This window comes from Streptococcus mitis (assembly GCF_019929545.1).
Lineage (GTDB): Bacteria > Bacillota > Bacilli > Lactobacillales > Streptococcaceae > Streptococcus > Streptococcus mitis_BU.
Genome location: NZ_JAHZPT010000037.1, coordinates 1 through 16543, shown reverse-complemented (window position 1 = coordinate 16543; position 16543 = coordinate 1). Strand labels below are relative to the sequence as shown.

General features: G+C 41.2%; 18 protein-coding genes. 6 read left to right on the top strand and 12 right to left on the bottom strand.

What is annotated here, in order from left to right:
• The first annotated feature begins 81 nt into the window (after nt 1–81).
• The 3 genes from K1I71_RS08765 to K1I71_RS08755 all read left to right on the top strand — a co-directional run bounded on the left by K1I71_RS08765 (nt 82) and on the right by K1I71_RS08755 (nt 3464).
• Complete coding sequence (locus tag K1I71_RS08765) at nt 82–909, top strand: CPBP family intramembrane glutamic endopeptidase (RefSeq protein ID WP_223330763.1); 828 nt, start codon at nt 82–84, stop codon at nt 907–909.
• Between the two features lie 76 nt (nt 910–985).
• The gene (gene uvrB / locus K1I71_RS08760; protein WP_223330762.1) at nt 986–2974 is read left to right on the top strand and encodes an excinuclease ABC subunit UvrB; all 1989 of its coding nucleotides are present in this window, start codon (nt 986–988) and stop codon (nt 2972–2974) included.
• A 22-nt stretch (nt 2975–2996) separates the two neighbouring features.
• On the top strand, nt 2997–3464 hold the full coding sequence (locus K1I71_RS08755) for an 8-oxo-dGTP diphosphatase (protein WP_033687068.1): 468 nt from the start codon (nt 2997–2999) through the stop codon (nt 3462–3464).
• Here the strand turns inward: K1I71_RS08755 and K1I71_RS08750 are convergent.
• The 5 genes from K1I71_RS08750 to coaB form a co-directional block, all read right to left on the bottom strand.
• The gene (locus K1I71_RS08750) at nt 3461–3976 is read right to left on the bottom strand and encodes a transcription repressor NadR (protein ID WP_000159190.1); all 516 of its coding nucleotides are present in this window, start codon (nt 3974–3976) and stop codon (nt 3461–3463) included. The two genes, K1I71_RS08755 and K1I71_RS08750, sit on opposite strands and share 4 nt — an antisense overlap.
• A gap of 11 nt (nt 3977–3987) precedes the next feature.
• Complete coding sequence (locus K1I71_RS08745; RefSeq protein ID WP_001097393.1) at nt 3988–4515, bottom strand: ECF transporter S component; 528 nt, start codon at nt 4513–4515, stop codon at nt 3988–3990.
• Between the two features lie 172 nt (nt 4516–4687).
• Nucleotides 4688–5251, bottom strand: coding sequence for an ECF transporter S component (locus tag K1I71_RS08740; RefSeq protein ID WP_004254189.1), 564 nt, complete (start codon nt 5249–5251; stop codon nt 4688–4690).
• Nucleotides 5235–5786, bottom strand: coding sequence for a phosphopantothenoylcysteine decarboxylase (gene coaC, locus K1I71_RS08735; protein ID WP_223330761.1), 552 nt, complete (start codon nt 5784–5786; stop codon nt 5235–5237). Before coaC ends, K1I71_RS08740 begins: the two co-directional genes overlap by 17 nt.
• An 11-nt stretch (nt 5787–5797) precedes the next feature.
• Nucleotides 5798–6487 (bottom strand): phosphopantothenate--cysteine ligase, encoded by a 690-nt coding sequence (gene coaB, locus K1I71_RS08730; RefSeq protein WP_223330760.1) that lies wholly within the window; start codon nt 6485–6487, stop codon nt 5798–5800.
• A gap of 225 nt (nt 6488–6712) precedes the next feature.
• On the opposite strand from coaB, the gene K1I71_RS08725 reads away from it, so the two are divergent.
• The 3 genes from K1I71_RS08725 (at nt 6713) to radC (ending at nt 11664) form a co-directional block, all read left to right on the top strand.
• Nucleotides 6713–8383, top strand: coding sequence for a formate--tetrahydrofolate ligase (locus K1I71_RS08725; protein WP_223330759.1), 1671 nt, complete (start codon nt 6713–6715; stop codon nt 8381–8383).
• A gap of 266 nt (nt 8384–8649) precedes the next feature.
• The gene (gene pcrA, locus K1I71_RS08720; protein ID WP_223330758.1) at nt 8650–10941 is read left to right on the top strand and encodes a DNA helicase PcrA; all 2292 of its coding nucleotides are present in this window, start codon (nt 8650–8652) and stop codon (nt 10939–10941) included.
• Nucleotides 10942–10983: 42 nt separating this feature from the next.
• Nucleotides 10984–11664, top strand: a complete 681-nt coding sequence (gene radC, locus K1I71_RS08715) for a RadC family protein (RefSeq protein WP_223330757.1) — start codon at nt 10984–10986, stop codon at nt 11662–11664.
• Here the strand turns inward: radC and K1I71_RS08710 are convergent.
• The 7 genes from K1I71_RS08710 to K1I71_RS08680 form a co-directional block, all read right to left on the bottom strand.
• A complete protein-coding gene (locus K1I71_RS08710) occupies nt 11661–12350 on the bottom strand; it encodes a gamma-glutamyl-gamma-aminobutyrate hydrolase family protein (protein ID WP_223330756.1) in 690 nt (229 codons plus the stop codon). The two genes, radC and K1I71_RS08710, sit on opposite strands and share 4 nt — an antisense overlap.
• A 17-nt stretch (nt 12351–12367) precedes the next feature.
• The gene (locus K1I71_RS08705; RefSeq protein WP_000653417.1) at nt 12368–13009 is read right to left on the bottom strand and encodes a redox-sensing transcriptional repressor Rex; all 642 of its coding nucleotides are present in this window, start codon (nt 13007–13009) and stop codon (nt 12368–12370) included.
• Nucleotides 13010–13091: 82 nt separating this feature from the next.
• The gene (locus K1I71_RS08700; RefSeq protein WP_223330755.1) at nt 13092–13307 is read right to left on the bottom strand and encodes a DUF4649 family protein; all 216 of its coding nucleotides are present in this window, start codon (nt 13305–13307) and stop codon (nt 13092–13094) included.
• Between the two features lie 7 nt (nt 13308–13314).
• Nucleotides 13315–13662: a DUF1831 domain-containing protein gene (locus K1I71_RS08695; RefSeq protein ID WP_000863540.1), complete on the bottom strand. Its 348-nt coding sequence runs from the start codon at nt 13660–13662 to the stop codon at nt 13315–13317.
• Between the two features lie 4 nt (nt 13663–13666).
• A complete protein-coding gene (locus tag K1I71_RS08690) occupies nt 13667–14782 on the bottom strand; it encodes a cysteine desulfurase family protein (RefSeq protein WP_223330754.1) in 1116 nt (371 codons plus the stop codon).
• A gap of 9 nt (nt 14783–14791) precedes the next feature.
• Nucleotides 14792–15751, bottom strand: a complete 960-nt coding sequence (locus K1I71_RS08685) for a ribose-phosphate diphosphokinase (protein WP_001283818.1) — start codon at nt 15749–15751, stop codon at nt 14792–14794.
• 111 nt (nt 15752–15862) lie between these two features.
• Nucleotides 15863–16432 carry a CYTH domain-containing protein gene (locus K1I71_RS08680; protein ID WP_223330753.1) on the bottom strand — a complete coding sequence of 190 codons (570 nt, stop codon included), beginning with the start codon at nt 16430–16432 and terminating at the stop codon, nt 15863–15865.
• Between the last annotated feature and the right edge of the window lie 111 nt (nt 16433–16543).

Below are 16543 nucleotides of genomic sequence, written 5' to 3'. Positions count from 1 at the left end.
ATAACCTCATCTTATGATAAGGCTATTATCTCATATTTTGGTGTCCATTGGATAGGTTTTTAGAGGTGCCCTTTATATGGTATTAGTTTGTTAGCTCTCATCGGACTTGCTAGAAATTTTGGAGAGGCTGGTCAAGATTTTGCTACCTACTTGCAGACCTTGCAGCAGAGCTTGACGGATAAAACAAGTGATTTTCGTTTAATTTTAGAATTGCTGGCCTTTGGGTTCGTTCTCAACACTGTGTTCAGATGGACTAGAAAAGTTGAGAAAAGACCTATAAGAACTTTAGGATTTTATAAAGAAAATTTCCTCAGCAATCTTGTTAAAGGATTTGGCCTAGGCCTGGCACTTTTTTTTCTGACCTTGTTAGGTTTAGTGGCCGTGGGGCAATATCGTTTGGAGTCCATTCACTTGAATCCTTATTCGTTTATCTTTGTCATTTTTACCATTCCATTTTGGATTTTACAGGGGACAACAGAAGAAGTGGTGGCCCGTGCTTGGCTCCTTCCTCAATTGGCTTCAAGAACCAATCTCAAACTTGCTGTTCTTATATCTAGCCTATTCTTTACCCTGCTTCATATGGGCAATTCTGGTCTAACACCACTATCTCTAGTAAATCTCTTTTTATTCGGAGTTGCCATGGCTCTTTACCTTCTCAAAACTGATACAGTTTGGGGTGTTGCAGGTATTCATGGAGCCTGGAATTTTGCTCAGGGAAATTTATTTGGAATTTTAGTTAGTGGTCAACCATCCGGAACGTCTCTGATGAGCTTTTTACCACAAGGAAATCAAGATTGGTTATCAGGTGGTTCTTTTGGCATAGAAGGTTCCATTATGACAAGTCTGGTCTTGCTACTGCTGATTGTTTATTTCGCTTATCAATTAAAGAAAGAAAATGAAAGGATGTGACTTCGGTCCGTCCTTTTCTTCGTGAAAATGCTACAAGTATGCTAAAATAGGAATAACACATGGAGAGAGGATTCTTATGATTAACCGCATTACAGATAATCAATTTAAACTAGTATCAAAATATCAACCATCAGGAGATCAACCCCAAGCTATCGAGCAGTTGGTAGATAATATCGAGGGTGGAGAAAAAGCTCAGATTCTGATGGGGGCGACTGGAACAGGGAAGACCTATACCATGAGTCAAGTCATTTCCAAAGTTAATAAACCCACTCTGGTCATTGCTCACAATAAGACGCTTGCTGGCCAGCTCTATGGAGAGTTCAAGGAATTTTTCCCTGAAAATGCAGTTGAGTATTTTGTGTCTTACTATGATTATTACCAGCCAGAAGCTTATGTCCCTTCTAGCGACACCTATATTGAAAAGGATAGTTCTGTCAATGACGAGATTGATAAACTTCGTCACTCAGCGACTTCGGCCCTTTTGGAGCGCAATGATGTTATTGTCGTGGCCTCAGTCTCTTGTATCTATGGTTTGGGTTCGCCCAAGGAATACGCTGATAGTGTCGTTAGTCTCCGTCCAGGTCTTGAAATTTCTCGTGATAAACTCTTAAATGACTTGGTCGATATTCAGTTTGAGCGAAATGATATTGATTTCCAACGGGGAAGGTTTCGCGTTCGTGGGGATGTAGTGGAGATTTTCCCAGCCTCTCGTGATGAACATGCCTTTCGAGTAGAATTCTTTGGAGATGAAATTGACCGTATTCGTGAAGTTGAGGCTCTGACAGGTCAGGTGTTGGGAGAAGTGGATCATTTGGCTATTTTCCCAGCTACTCACTTTGTGACCAATGACGACCATATGGAAGTTGCCATTGCCAAGATTCAAGCGGAATTAGAAGAGCAACTAGCTATCTTTGAAAAGGAAGGCAAACTGCTTGAAGCCCAGCGCTTGAAACAACGGACAGAGTACGATATCGAAATGCTGCGTGAGATGGGCTATACAAATGGGGTTGAAAACTATTCACGCCACATGGATGGTCGTAGCGAAGGTGAGCCTCCTTATACGCTTCTCGACTTCTTCCCAGATAATTTTTTGATTATGATTGACGAGAGTCACATGACTATGGGACAAATCAAGGGCATGTACAATGGAGACCGTTCACGTAAGGAAATGCTAGTTAATTATGGTTTCCGTTTGCCATCTGCTCTAGACAATCGTCCTCTCCGTCGTGAGGAGTTTGAAAGTCACATTCATCAGATTGTTTACGTTTCAGCGACACCTGGTGACTATGAAAATGAACAGACTGAGACAGTAATTGAGCAAATCATTCGTCCGACAGGGCTTTTGGACCCAGAGGTGGAAGTCCGTCCGACTATGGGACAGATTGATGACCTCTTAGGTGAAATTAATGCCCGTGTTGAAAAGAACGAGCGAACCTTTATCACAACCTTGACTAAGAAAATGGCAGAGGACTTGACCGACTACTTCAAGGAAATGGGCATCAAGGTCAAGTACATGCACTCAGATATTAAGACCTTGGAGCGGACAGAGATTATCCGTGACCTGCGCTTGGGTGTTTTTGATGTCTTGGTCGGAATCAACCTCCTTCGTGAAGGGATTGACGTACCTGAAGTGAGTCTCGTAGCTATTCTCGATGCCGACAAGGAAGGATTCCTTCGTAATGAACGTGGCCTTATCCAGACCATTGGTCGTGCTGCCCGTAACAGTGAAGGGCATGTCATCATGTATGCGGACACTGTGACTCAGTCTATGCAACGTGCTATCGATGAAACAGCTCGCCGTCGGAAAATTCAGATGGCCTATAATGAAGAACACGGTATTGTGCCTCAGACAATCAAGAAAGAAATCCGTGACCTGATTGCCGTGACCAAGGCAGTTGCTAAGGAAGAAGACAAGGAAGTCGATATCAATAGCCTAAACAAACAAGAGCGCAAAGAACTTGTTAAGAAACTCGAAAAACAAATGCAAGAAGCCGTCGAAGTGCTTGACTTTGAACTAGCGGCTCAGATACGTGATATGATGTTGGAAGTCAAGGCGTTGGATTAGAATATTACCTAAAGGAGAAAATATGTCCCGTTCCCAATTAACGATTTTAACAAATATTTGTCTGATTGAAGATCTCGAAACCCAGCGCGTGGTTATGCAGTATCGCTCTCCTGAAACCAATCGCTGGTCTGGTTATGCCTTTCCAGGAGGTCATGTAGAAAATGGTGAGGCTTTTGCGGAGTCTGTCATTCGTGAAATCTACGAAGAAACAGGGTTGACTATCCAAAATCCTCAACTTGTCGGCATTAAAAATTGGCCTCTGGATACAGGCGGGCGCTATATCGTCTTTTGTTATAAGGCGACTGAGTTCTCTGGTACCCTTCGCTCTTCAGATGAAGGAGAAGTTTCTTGGGTGCAAAAAGACCAGATTCCAAACTTGGATCTGGCCTATGATATGTTACCATTGATGGAGATGATGGAAGCTCCTGACAAATCTGAATTTTTCTACCGCCACCGTACAGAAGATGGCTGGGCGAAGAAAATCTTCTAGTCTTTTACTAAATAACCTAGCTGATCTAAGGCCTCCTCGATATAGTGGAGGTCTTGTTGTGTTTCGGCTTCAACTAGGTGGTAATGGATACCATCTGTCAATTCAGATAAAGGTTTAAAATCAGAATGCTCGACTTGTTCTAGAAAATGTTGCACATCTCTACGACAAGACAGTTTCAGCAAGGTTTCAATTTCTCCATAGACGGGATGGTCAATCAAGGTGTTTTGAACACGTCCGCCATTATCTACGATAGCAAGGAGTTCTTGACCGATTTCTTCAACTTCATGTTTCACTTTGAAAAGTTTGTGAACATAAGGGTTGGTTTCAATTTGCTTATAGACGTAGCCACGATTGGTGGATAGGATAGGAGCGCCATCGGCTCTTAAAATTGCAATGTCCTGTACAATGACCTGGCGTGTAACATGAAAATGTTCAGCTAAACTTTGGCCATTGAGGGCTTTAGGAGTTTCTTTCAAGAGTTGGAGCAGGGCTTGTTTGCGATCTTTTGTCATAGTTCTTCCTTTTAACGGCGTTTGCGAAGCACTTTATAGACAGCTAGTGCTAATGTATAGTCTACCATACTATGGATAATTGTACCAAATCCAACTAGCACAAATAGAACATAAAACATATTTTCTACATTGGTACCAGAAGTTGCGTAAAAAACGACACAGGCCAATACTTCAGCAAGGGCATGGACAAGCGCTAACACAAAGTTGAAAATCCAGGAAGCTTTTGGTTTATCTAGGGTATCGGGGAATTTTTGTAGGTAAAGAGCCCCCAAAGTTCCAAAAAAGATATGGGAAAAAGCTCGAAAAACAATAACCATGGGATAGCCAGCCATCAAGAATCCAAAACTAGAGGCTAGGATGACAAAAACTGCCATCAAGGGCGACAAGAACATAGCGATAAAAATAGCGATGTGGCTTCCTAAAGTATAGGAAGCAGGTGGAATGACAATCTTAAAAGGCATAACAATTGGAATCAAAATCGCAATAGCCGTTAAGAGGGCAGTCATTGTCATAAATTGTGTCTTTTTCCGTGTATTCATAAGAATCTCCTTTTTGACTGTATATACACTAGTATAGTATAACAAACAAGACAATAAAGCAAGGATTTACTTAAGTTTATAGGCCATTTTAAATTAAATATTGGTAAAGATTTCACTAAAAAAACTGTATAGAGCAACATCTCCACCTTCAAGCTTGAAAGTGGAGATGTTTTTATTTTTTCAAAGTCTGTAGTCTTGGAACAATAGCTAGAGTAAGAATTGCGGAAATGACTAATTCGGCAATCGAATTTGTTGAGATAACGGTTGCTAGGAGTTTTTGGATATTACCATCAAAGACATTTCCAAAAAGGTAGAAAATTCCACCAAGTACAAAGACTGTGTTGGTAAGTGAACCTAGGGCACCAGCTAAAATCAGACCAGTCTTGTTTTTCATTAGTTTATAGACTAGATAAGGAGTTAAACCAATCAAAATACGTGGGACGATAGCAATGATAGCTGAGTAGATGTTCCCGTTTGGGACGAATGGTGAGAAGAGGTAGCTTGTTGGTAGAATCGTAATAGTGTTAACGGTCAAGCTAAGTAGCCCCATCAAAAATCCAAGTGTAACCCCAACTCGTGGACCGTAAATAATGCTGGCAATAATGACAGGAATATGAACGATGGTCGGTTTGATTGGGAATGGAAAAAGGTTAAAGATAAGTGAGCTCAGAAAGTGTATCACGAGCATGGTTGCAAAAAAGATAGCAATAGGTGCAATGTTAGAGCGTTTTTTCATCGAGAGTTTCCTTTATTCTTTCTAAAATAATTGTGAGGTCGGCTAAAGCTCCTCGTCCATGGTCGCCACAAGCTAGTAGGGATTCCTTAGGAGCAATCAGCTGATAGCCGTAGCTTTCTAATGTTTTCAGATTAGCCTGAGTTGCCGGATGGTCATACATTTTTGTATTCATTGCTGGTGCGATGAGTTTTGGGATATGACTTGGCAAGGCTAGAGCCGTACTGGTCACCATGTTGTCCGCAAAGCCGTGGGCTAGTTTTGCAATAGTGTTAGCAGTTGCAGGGGCCACAATAAATAAATCCGCCTTTTTTCCAAGTTCGATATGATTGACCTGATCAGGATAGGGTTCCTTCATGACATCCAAGTGGACAGGGTTCTGTGAGAGTACCTGTAGTGTCAAAGGTTGGATAAACTCTGTAGCAGCCTGAGTCATTAAAACAGTGACTTGGTGGCCTTGTTTTTTTAGAGAACTGACTAAATCTGCCGACTTGTAAGAGGCGATTGAGCCTGTTACAGCCAAGAGAATGTTTGCCATAGCTTTCCTTTCTAAGAATGGTAGGCTTGAATTTTTTCAAGAAGGAGTTCTGCAATTTCTTCTTTAGTGTTAACCGTTTGAAGATGATCTTTCTCAACAAAGATAGCACGGTGCTGATCTGCTGAGATTTGAGTGAGATCATTTGCAATGATTAAGTCTGCTTGGTTTTTGATAAGACTTTTTCGAGCAATATCAACTAGATGGTCTTCGGTAACATCAACCAGCAGTTTAAAGCCAATCAGATGAATAGCTGGATTCCATTCCTTGACTAAAGAGATGATTTTGGGTGTCTTTTTTAGGAACAAAACCTGAACCTCATCAGTTGAAGAAATCTTAGCTTGATGATTTTGCTTGCTTAAAAATTCTTCTAGATTGGAGCTAGCCTGAACTTCCTCAAGCCCTGTCATATAAACAGGAGTGTAGTCAGAAACAGCCATTGAGTGGACCAAGACCTGATAATCCTGAACACGTTCTTGCATTTCCAGTAGAAGGTCCTTGGTATTGTTAATTTCTCGAATACTTAGCTTGGGATGGGATTCTGGCTTCAAAGCTCGTTTTGTAGTAATTAAGCAAACTTCATGCCCTGCAGCAAGCAAGGTTTCTGTGATGATTTTCCCCAAGCGTCCTGTAGAATGGTTAGTGATAGAGCGGACGCTATCGATAGCTTCACTGGTACCGCCCGATGTAACTAAAATTTTCATAGCACTATTGTACACAAAAATAAACGGTAAGTAAAATGAAAGTGATAAAAATTTGGTAAAAGGAAAGAATATAGTTTCAAACTATAAAGCCATATAAAATTTAAGAAAGGACTCTAAAAACCTTAAAAACAGGGATATTTACGAACGTTTAGAGAGTTTTTGGATGTTAAAAATCTTGTTTTGTGATATAATGAATTATCATATAAGAGGTTAGAGGAGTTTTGAATGAAAACAGATATTGAAATCGCACAGAGTATTGAGTTGAAGCCAATCGTTGATGTTGTAGAGAAACTGGGCATTTCTTACGATGATTTGGAGTTGTATGGAAAGTACAAGGCTAAGCTCAGCTTTGATAAAATTCGTGCAGTTGAGAGCAATCCAGTTGGGAAATTAATCTTGGTTACTGCCATCAACCCAACACCTGCAGGTGAAGGAAAATCAACTATTACCATTGGTCTTGCGGATGCCTTGAACAAGATTGGCAAGAAAACCATGATCGCTATCCGCGAACCATCTCTTGGTCCAGTAATGGGTATCAAGGGTGGTGCCGCTGGTGGTGGTTACGCTCAAGTTCTGCCAATGGAAGACATCAACCTCCACTTTACTGGAGACATGCATGCCATTACAACTGCTAACAATGCTCTTTCTGCCTTGATTGACAACCACTTGCACCAAGGAAATGAGCTTGGAATTGACCAACGCCGTATTCTCTGGAAACGTGTAGTGGACTTGAACGACCGCGCTCTTCGTCACGTGACGGTTGGACTTGGTGGTCCTCTAAACGGTATTCCTCGTGAGGATGGATTTGACATTACAGTTGCTTCTGAAATCATGGCTATTCTTTGCTTGGCGACTGATATTGAAGATTTGAAACGCCGTTTGGCGAATATCGTTATTGGTTATCGTTACGACCGTACACCAGTTTCTGTAGGTGATTTACAGGTTGAAGGTGCCTTAGCATTAATCTTGAAGGATGCGATTAAGCCGAACCTGGTTCAGACAATTTACGGTACACCTGCCTTTGTACATGGTGGTCCATTTGCCAATATCGCTCATGGATGTAATTCAGTCTTGGCAACAAGCACAGCCCTTCACTTGGCTGATTACACAGTCACTGAAGCTGGTTTTGGTGCAGACCTTGGTGCCGAGAAATTCCTTGATATTAAGACACCAAACTTGCCAACATCTCCAGATGCAGTAGTTATCGTCGCAACCCTTCGTGCCCTTAAGATGAATGGTGGTGTGGCTAAAGATGCTTTGACAGAGGAAAACGTAGAAGCAGTGCGTGCAGGTTTTGCCAACTTGAAACGCCACGTTGAAAATATCCGTAAATTTGGAGTACCTGCAGTAGTAGCTATCAACGAATTTGTATCTGATACAGAAGCTGAAATTGCAGCCTTGAAAGAACTTTGTGCCTCAATCGATGTACCAGTTGAGTTGGCAAGTGTCTGGGCTGATGGTGCAGAAGGTGGAGTAGCACTTGCCGAAACAGTTGTTAAGACTATTGCTGAAACTCCAGCTAACTATAAACGTTTGTATGACAATGACCTTTCTGTTCAAGAAAAGATTGAAAAGATTGTTACTGAAATCTACCGTGGTAGCAAAGTGAACTTTGAGAAGAAAGCTCAAACGCAAATCGCTCAAATTGTTCAAAACGGTTGGGACAAATTGCCAATCTGTATGGCTAAGACCCAGTATAGCTTCTCAGACAATCCAAATGCACTTGGAGCACCTGAAAACTTTGAAATTACCATTCGCGAATTGGTGCCAAAATTAGGTGCAGGCTTCATCGTTGCCCTAACTGGAGATGTCATGACCATGCCAGGACTTCCAAAACGACCAGCAGCCCTCAACATGGATGTTGAAAGCGATGGAACTGTTCTAGGTTTGTTCTAGTATATTGTAATTGACTTTATACTCTTCGAAAATCTCTTCAAACCACGTCAGCTTCACCTTGCCGTACTCAAGTACAGCCTGCGGCTAGCTTCCTAGTTTGTACTTCGATTTTCATTGAGTAAAAAATGAGTTTGGAAATACTATCCAAGCTCATTTTTTATCTAGATACAAGAAGTTGCCTTTTACACGTAACCAGTCTTGGTAAAGATATTTTCCTTGAATTCTGATATAATAGAAATATTGACTTCAAGAGTAAGGAAGAGAAGATGAACGCATTATTAAATGGAATGAATGACCGTCAGGCTGAGGCGGTGCAAACAACAGAAGGGCCCTTGTTAATCATGGCGGGGGCTGGTTCTGGAAAGACTCGTGTTTTGACCCACCGCATTGCTTATCTGATTGATGAAAAGCTGGTCAATCCGTGGAATATCTTGGCCATTACCTTTACTAATAAGGCTGCGCGTGAGATGAAGGAGCGTGCTTATAGCCTCAATCCAGCCACTCAGGACTGTCTGATTGCGACCTTCCACTCCATGTGTGTTCGTATTTTGCGTCGCGATGCGGATCATATTGGCTACAACCGCAATTTCACTATTGTAGATCCTGGTGAACAGCGAACGCTCATGAAACGCATTCTTAAACAGTTGAACTTGGATCCTAAAAAATGGAATGAACGAACTATTTTGGGGACCATTTCCAATGCTAAGAATGATTTGATTGATGATGTGGCTTATGCTGCCCAAGCTGGAGATATGTATACGCAAATCGTAGCCCAGTGTTACACAGCCTATCAGAAAGAGCTTCGTCAGTCAGAGTCGGTTGACTTTGATGATTTGATTATGCTGACCTTGCGTCTCTTTGATCAAAATCCTGATGTCTTGACCTACTACCAGCAGAAGTTTCAGTACATTCACGTTGATGAGTACCAAGATACCAACCACGCTCAGTACCAATTGGTCAAACTCTTGGCTTCCCGTTTTAAAAATATCTGTGTGGTTGGAGATGCGGACCAGTCTATCTATGGTTGGCGTGGTGCTGATATGCAGAATATTTTGGATTTCGAGAAAGATTATCCCCAAGCCAAGGTTGTTTTGTTAGAAGAAAATTATCGCTCTACGAAGACCATTCTTCAAGCGGCCAACGAGGTCATTAAAAATAACAAAAACCGCCGTCCTAAGAATCTCTGGACTCAAAACGCTGATGGGGAACAAATCGTTTACTATCGTGCCAATGATGAGCTAGATGAGGCTGTATTTGTAGCCAGAACTATCGATGAACTTGGTCGGAGTCAAAACTTCCTTCACAAGGATTTTGCAGTTCTTTATCGTACTAATGCGCAGTCCCGTACTATTGAGGAAGCCTTGCTCAAGTCAAATATTCCTTATACCATGGTTGGAGGAACCAAATTCTACAGCCGTAAGGAAATCCGTGATATCATCGCTTACCTCAATCTTATTGCTAATTTGAGTGACAATATCAGTTTTGAGCGCATTATCAACGAGCCTAAACGTGGAATTGGGCCAGGAACGGTTGAGAAAATCCGTGACTTTGCGAATATGCAAGACATGTCTATGCTAGATGCTTCAGCTAATATCATGTTGTCTGGGATCAAAGGTAAGGCAGCCCAATCTATCTGGGATTTTGCCAATATGATTCTAGATTTACGAGAGCAGCTAGATCAATTAAATATTACAGAGTTGGTTGAGGCCGTCCTAGAAAAAACAGGTTACGTCGATATTCTAAATGCTCAAGCGACTTTAGAAAGCAAGGCTCGGGTTGAAAATATTGAAGAGTTCCTTTCTGTGACGAAAAACTTTGATGACACCTCTGATGGGCCAGAAGAGGAAACTGGTCTGGATAAACTGAGTCGTTTCTTAAATGATTTGGCCTTAATTGCAGACACAGATTCAGGTAGTCAGGAGACATCAGAAGTGACCCTGATGACCCTACACGCTGCCAAAGGTCTCGAGTTTCCAGTTGTCTTTTTGATTGGGATGGAAGAAAATGTCTTTCCTCTTAGCCGTGCGGCTGAAGAACAAGATGAATTAGAAGAAGAACGCCGTCTGGCTTATGTAGGTATCACGCGTGCAGAGAAAATTCTCTATCTGACCAATGCCAACTCGCGCCTGCTTTTTGGTCGTACCAACTACAATCGTCCGACTCGTTTTATTAACGAAATCAGTTCAGACTTGCTTGAGTATCAAGGTCTGGCTCGTCCAGCAAATACAAGCTTTAAGGCATCTTATAGCAGTGGTGGTCTTGCCTTCGGTCAAGGCATGAGTCTTGCGCAGGCCCTCCAAGACCGTAAACGCGGTGTGGCACCAAAAACTATTCAGTCAAGTGGTCTCCCATTTGGTCAATTTACAGCTGGTGCAAAATCAACGTCTAGCGAGACAAATTGGTCCATTGGTGACATTGCCCTCCACAAGAAATGGGGAGAGGGAACTGTTCTGGAAGTTTCAGGTAGCGGTGCTACTCAGGAATTAAAAATCAATTTCCCAGAAGTAGGTTTGAAAAAACTTTTAGCCAGTGTGGCTCCAATTGAGAAAAAAATATAATTTTCCATCCTTCTCACGAATAATAAAGTGAGGAGGATTTTTATGTACAGTATTTCATTTCAAGAAGATTCACTATTACCAAGAGAAAGGCTGGCAAAAGAAGGAGTTGAAGCGCTGAGTAATCAAGAGTTGCTAGCTATTTTACTCAGGACAGGAACACGTCAAGCCAGCGTTTTTGACATTGCCCAGAAAGTCTTGAACAATCTTTCAAGCCTAACAGATTTGAAAAAAATGACCCTGCAGGAATTGCAGAGTCTGTCTGGTATCGGCCGTGTTAAGGCAATAGAATTACAAGCTATGATCGAACTGGGCCATCGTATTCATAAACATGAGACTCTTGAGATGGAAAGTATTCTCAGCAGTCAAAAGTTGGCCAAGAAGATGCAGCAGGAGTTGGGACATAAAAAACAAGAGCACCTGGTGGCGCTCTATCTTAATACTCAAAATCAAATCATCCATCAACAGACCATTTTTATCGGCTCAGCTACTCGTAGTATTGCTGAACCGCGTGAGATTCTTCACTATGCTATCAAGCATATGGCAACATCTCTTATCTTGGTCCACAATCATCCTTCAGGAGCGGTAGCCCCTAGCCGAAATGATGATCATGTCACTAAACTTGTTAAAGAAGCCTGCGATCTGATGGGGATTGTCCTCTTAGACCATTTGATTGTCTCTCATTCTAATTACTTTAGTTATCGTGAAAAGACGGATTTAATCTAAAGTTCATTAACGACATAGTCAAAGAGGTTTTTATCTTTGGGACGATTTTCAAATAGAAATTCTGGGTGCCATTGGACACCGAGAAAGGCAACATCATCCGTACTCATGACAGCCTCAATGATACCATCTTGAGGATCATGAGCTGCAATCTTTAAGTTAGGTGCTAAATCCTTGATGCTCTGATGGTGGAAGGAGTTGATATGGGAAATTTCTCCATAGATTTCTCGAAGAACTGTATCAGGTTCTGTCATCAAGCGTTGAGTTGTGTACTCAGCAGAACAATCCTGCCAATGGTCTTCGATATCTTGGTACAAAGTTCCACCCATGGCAACGTTAAAGAGTTGAGTTCCACGGCAGACAGAAAAAATTGGCTTTTTCTGTTTAATAGCTTCCTTGATGAGGGTCAGTTCAAAGATATCCCTTTGAAGGTGGTAGTCATCGCTATCGATGGTTTTTGGTTCACCATAAAATTTTGGATCAACATTTTGCCCACCTGTCAAGATGAGCTTGTCAATCATACTGATATAGTGGCAGGCCATTTCTTGATCACCAATCGGTAGGATGATGGGAATCCCTCCAGCGTCTTTAACGCCTTCAACAAAGCCTTTTGCTACGTAGCTCATCATGATGTCATCATCTGGATGAGTTTTTTCGTTTCCTGTAATCCCAATAACTGGTTTTTTCATAAAATGATTTTCGCTTTCTAATCCTCTTTTCGCATGAAGTAGAGGAGGGTTTGGAGTTCACTTGTTAAATCAACATACTGAACGACCACGTCTTTTGGTAAATGCAGATGGACTGGTGAAAAACTGAGAATTCCTTTCACGCCAGCATCCACCAAGAGATTGGCAACCTCTTGTGACTTGACGCTGGGAACTGTCAGGATAGCAGTCTTGACATCAGCATCCTTGATTTTATCCTTGATTTGAGAAATCCCGTAAATGGGAATTCCATCAGGAGTTTGGGTACCGACTTCGGGATGGTCATCTAGGTCAAAGGCCATGATAATTTTCATCTTATTACGCTCGTGGAATCGGTAGTGGAGAAGAGCATGGCCCATATTTCCAATACCTACCAGCATGACATTGGTAATGGAGTTATCATTGAGCAAATCGGCAAAAAATGTCATCAGTTTTTTGACATCATAGCCAAATCCACGCCGACCTAGTTCACCAAAATAGGAAAAATCACGACGTACGGTCGCTGAATCAATCCCAATGGCCTCTGCAATTTGTTTAGAGTTGGCACGTTCAATCTTTTCTGCATGAAATCTCTTAAAAATTCGATAGTAGAGAGAGAGTCTTTTCGCTGTAGCTTTTGGAATAGCAGACTGTTTATCTTTCACAAAATCACAACCTTTCTATTCTTCTATTTTATAGAAACATTGTGAAAAAATCAACAAAAACAAGAAAAAACTAAGAAAAATCTTAGTTTTGATGTAAAAAATCTGCATGTGATAGAAAACGGTAGAGGTCTCCGACTAGTCCTTGGTAAACTTCCTGTCCATTAAAGGTTAAAGAAGTCACATAAAGTGTATCTGGTAGGGTCACACAGCCTGACAAAGCTAGCATGAGAGCATCGTAATCTTCATACTTGAGAGTCCGCTTTACATGATAGCTATCCTTATAGGTTAATTTAAACATATGGGACCTATCTTTCCGATTTTGTAAAGACACCACGCTCTACTAAGCTATCCATGAGGAAATAGAATTTTTCTTGATGAATGTGGTGGTCTTCTGATTTGAAAATATCAACTAGACGTAGCCCAAACTTGTCAGTGATATTGATTTTAGCACCTGTAAGTTCCTTGTTAATGATGATTTTGAGTTGGAATCCCTCACCGCTGTTCGGAACTTTTTCCAAAAGGCGAGTCAATTCATAGTTACCAACCTTAGTCTCAAAAAAAGTATTGTCCTTAAGGGTGAATTTTTTAACAGAAGGGCTAAGAGTGTAGTCGTAACGACAATTTTTTAACTGAATGGTTTTTTCAAATGCCATATGGCTAACCTCCGATAATTTCTTTTAAGGTTTTTGCGAGGGTATGTAGGTCTTCAACAGTATTTTCTGGCGACAAACTGATACGAACGGATTCCTTCAGACGTTCTGAATTTACCCCGTACATGGCTTCAAGAACATGGCTGGATTGTACAATGCCCGCAGTGCAGGCTGAGCCAGTAGAGATTGAAATTCCAGCCAAATCTAGACGGAGGAGTAAGAGGTCATTTTTCTGACCAGGAAATCCAATATTGAGAACATAAGGTAGATGGTGTTCACCTCTATTCAGGTAATATTGAATGCCCTCTAGCTCTGCCAGAAAGGCAGTTTCTAGATTTTGTACATGTTGAAAATGTTCTTCTTGTTTTTCTATGCCATCTTTTAGGGCTGCAACCATGCCTATTATGGCAGCTAAATTTTCAGTTCCTGCACGTTTTTTCTGTTCTTGGTCTCCACCATGGAGATAGGAATCAAAGTTCATGCTAGATGCGTAGAGAAAGCCGATTCCCTTAGGACCATGGAATTTGTGGGCAGAAGCAGTGAGAAAATCAATGCCCAATTCTTCGGGGTGAATTGGTATTTTACCAATAGCTTGAACTGCATCAACATGATAGGCGGCAGGATGTTGCTTGAGTATTTGGCCAATTTCAGCAATGGGAAGTAAGTTTCCTGTCTCATTATTGGCAAACATGGTAGAAACCAAAATCGTATCGTCACGTAAAGCCTTTTGAATTTGTTGGGCTGTTATTTCTTGATTTTCTGGTTGGATAATGGTTGCTTCAAAACCAAAGTGTTGAACCAAGTAATCAATGGTTTCAAGGACGGCATGGTGCTCAATAGCAGTTGTGATGATATGTTTTCCTTGTTCTTGGTGACGAAGGCAGTAGCCAATGATGGCAGTATTGTTTCCTTCAGTCCCACCAGAAGTGAAAAAAATATGTTGAGGTTTTGTCTCCAGTAACTGGGCTAGTTCCTGACGGGCTTCTCGCAAGAGTTTGCCAGCTTGACGACCATGACCATGAATACTAGAAGGGTTTCCGTGGGTTTCTTGCATCACCTTGGTCATCGCTGAAATAGCAACTGCTGACATAGGAGTCGTTGCAGCATTGTCCAAATAAATCAAAGAATCACCTTATTTCTTTTTATTGTAGGCAAAGAGTGGGCTGACTGGTTTTCTTTCGTGGATACGGACGATGGCATCACCAATTAACTCACTAGCAGTGATGTAGCATACGTTTTTAGGAGTTTTTTCTTTTGTTGCTACTGAATCTGTCACAAGAATTTCTTTAATATTAGTATTGTCAAGAAGTTCAGCAGCACCTTCAACGAAGAGACCATGACTAGAAACAGCATAAATTTCTGTAGCTCCTTCACGTTCAACGATTTTAGCAGCTTCAGAGAAGGTACGTCCTGTATTTAAAATATCGTCAATCAAGATAGCTTTCTTACCTTCAACATCACCGATGATATAACCTTCGTTGCGAGTTGCATCGTCTTGAGGGTAGTCGATAATGGCGATAGGAGCATCAAGATATTCAGCCAAGCTACGAGCACGTTTCACACCTGAATTTTTAGGGCTGACGACAACAACATCTGAGCCAAGGAGCCCCTTATCGCAGTAATGTTTTGCAAATAGGGGAACTGTGAAGAGGTTGTCAACAGGAATATCAAAAAATCCTTGAACCTGAACGGCATGTAGATCAAGTGTAAGGATACGATCAACACCAGCCTTAACCAGCATATTAGCAACTAGTTTCGCTGTAAGTGGCTCACGAGGTGAAGCGATACGGTCTTGACGTGCATAACCAAAATATGGAAGAACAACGTTGATGCTGTGGGCACTTGCACGCACACAAGCATCGACCATGATAAGCAATTCCATTAGGTGGTTGTTAACAGGGAAACTTGTTGATTGGATGATGTAAACATCATAACCACGGACACTTTCTTCAATATTCACTTGGATTTCTCCATCTGAAAATTGACGTGATGATAGTTTTCCAAGTGGGACACCAACAGCTTGAGCAATTTTCTGTGCAATCTCTTGGTTAGAGTTGAGTGCGAAAAGTTTCATGTTTTTTCTATCTGACATTATAGACCGTCCTCTGTAAACTTTTTAAATCCTAGTCATATCTGCCTAGCCTATATGAACTGGGATTTTTGTATTTTATCTTTTCTATTTTACCAAAAAATAGAGATTATTTCAGCTATTTTTCATGCTTTTGACAAATCGGACCAATTTTGAGGGAGCTTTTTGATAAGCAATCTGATTTTCCTCTAAAAATTGCTGGAAATCTTGTTTCCCTTGCACGTGATTTTCAACTTCAAGCTCTAATTCGTAATCTGTCATATCAAAGTACTGACTTTCATCCAGCGCCATGAGACCAATAGCTGTTTGCATTTCATAGCGAAGCGTTGTTAGACAACCGAGCACCTGCCAGTTCTTGCTCTGGATACCATGTTTAGCTAATTCATCAAGAACCAGCCCCTGAGGAAGTTCTTCCTTGATCAGATAGTTTTCAGCATCTTTTAGTTGCAATTTTTGATTGTATTCCATGTTTCCAACACTTTGCGGGACTTTGAGTGTCAATTCTGCCCAGTCTTCAAAGGTTCGAATGCGCATAGCAACTTTCTTTTCTCTCAGTTCAAAATCAGGCGTGTCTATGTAGTAATTTTTTTGAAGAACAGGAGTGACACCTGTGAACTGGTCTTTTAGACGATCATATTCATCTTTTTTCAAGAGTGTTTTCAATTCAATTTCTAAATGTTTCATTTTTCTTACCTTTTCTTTATCGTTGAAAGCGGATTTATGGTATAAACTGCTCACGGTTTCCTGTACCCTTGAAATCATTGGCTTTATAGTGTATATCTAAAAGTGAATACG

Coding starts and splice junctions, on each gene's coding strand:
- K1I71_RS08700 (WP_223330755.1), bottom strand. CDS start 13,307: ATGTTTAAATTAACCTATAAGGATAGCTATCATGTAAAGCGGACTCTC.
- radC (WP_223330757.1), top strand. CDS start 10,984: ATGTACAGTATTTCATTTCAAGAAGATTCACTATTACCAAGAGAAAGG.
- K1I71_RS08710 (WP_223330756.1), bottom strand. CDS start 12,350: ATGAAAAAACCAGTTATTGGGATTACAGGAAACGAAAAAACTCATCCA.
- coaC (WP_223330761.1), bottom strand. CDS start 5,786: ATGGCAAACATTCTCTTGGCTGTAACAGGCTCAATCGCCTCTTACAAG.
- K1I71_RS08740 (WP_004254189.1), bottom strand. CDS start 5,251: ATGAAAAAACGCTCTAACATTGCACCTATTGCTATCTTTTTTGCAACC.
- K1I71_RS08725 (WP_223330759.1), top strand. CDS start 6,713: ATGAAAACAGATATTGAAATCGCACAGAGTATTGAGTTGAAGCCAATC.
- coaB (WP_223330760.1), bottom strand. CDS start 6,487: ATGAAAATTTTAGTTACATCGGGCGGTACCAGTGAAGCTATCGATAGC.
- K1I71_RS08745 (WP_001097393.1), bottom strand. CDS start 4,515: ATGAATACACGGAAAAAGACACAATTTATGACAATGACTGCCCTCTTA.
- uvrB (WP_223330762.1), top strand. CDS start 986: ATGATTAACCGCATTACAGATAATCAATTTAAACTAGTATCAAAATAT.
- K1I71_RS08685 (WP_001283818.1), bottom strand. CDS start 15,751: ATGTCAGATAGAAAAAACATGAAACTTTTCGCACTCAACTCTAACCAA.
- pcrA (WP_223330758.1), top strand. CDS start 8,650: ATGAACGCATTATTAAATGGAATGAATGACCGTCAGGCTGAGGCGGTG.
- K1I71_RS08680 (WP_223330753.1), bottom strand. CDS start 16,432: ATGAAACATTTAGAAATTGAATTGAAAACACTCTTGAAAAAAGATGAA.
- K1I71_RS08750 (WP_000159190.1), bottom strand. CDS start 3,976: ATGACAAAAGATCGCAAACAAGCCCTGCTCCAACTCTTGAAAGAAACT.
- K1I71_RS08695 (WP_000863540.1), bottom strand. CDS start 13,662: ATGGCATTTGAAAAAACCATTCAGTTAAAAAATTGTCGTTACGACTAC.
- K1I71_RS08755 (WP_033687068.1), top strand. CDS start 2,997: ATGTCCCGTTCCCAATTAACGATTTTAACAAATATTTGTCTGATTGAA.